The organism is Halorubrum sp. Atlit-26R, assembly GCF_003666015.1.
GTDB lineage: Archaea > Halobacteriota > Halobacteria > Halobacteriales > Haloferacaceae > Halorubrum.
Window position 1 is genome coordinate 1 of sequence record NZ_QPLT01000209.1, and the last position, 734, is coordinate 734.

General features: G+C 45.6%; 1 protein-coding gene. It reads right to left on the reverse strand.

The features are described from left to right. On the reverse strand, positions 1-638 hold a 638-nt coding region (locus tag DVK07_RS20170; protein ID WP_121598564.1), incomplete at its 3' end, for a glycosyltransferase. Positions 639-734 lie beyond the last annotated feature (96 nt).

Consider the following 734-nt stretch of genomic DNA (forward strand, 5'->3'; position numbering starts at 1 on the left):
AGTTTTCTGTTGTCCGTTTTAATTGCGGACTCAATAGCATTTTGTAGTGAATTTTGATCATTCGGATTAAAAAGGAAACCCGTTCTCCCCTCCTCAATCAGTTCTGGTATCCCTCCGATATCTGCACCAATTACTGGGGTTCCTTGGAAGTAACTCTCATAGATCACCATCGGAGAATTATCATACCACTTTGAAGATACGACCGTGGCGTCTGCTAGCTTATAAAATTCGTCAAGGTCGCTCCCGGTTACAAAGCCATGGACGTGGATTACTTCGTTTTCAGCAGCAATCTTTTTGATTTCCTCCATCTGGGGTCCTTTGCCCAGAACGTCTAGGCGGACGTCAGTCCGGTTCATCATGTCAATCGCATTTACTAGCCAAAGAGCACCTTTCTGAGCCGTTAATTGTCCCACAAAGAGCAACCGGAGTTCTTGAGAGGTATCTTTACTTGAGGTTTCATCGACAACCAGTGTATGGTCGGCACTCCCGTGTTCAATTCCATAAGGGAGTAACGTACATGGTGTATCATCAAAGAGTCCATACTCATGGTGTAAATTAAGCATGAATTGAGACGGAGACAGTACTCTATCAACTGGGCGATCAACGGTTATTTGATGAAACCATCTAAGTGGGGCCATCCAATTCCGAACCCCGAGGTGCGTTCCGTCTTTCCATAATGTGTAGCGGAGATCAAGCAAGCGATAGTCATGAAGAGTGTGGACGCTGGGTACGTC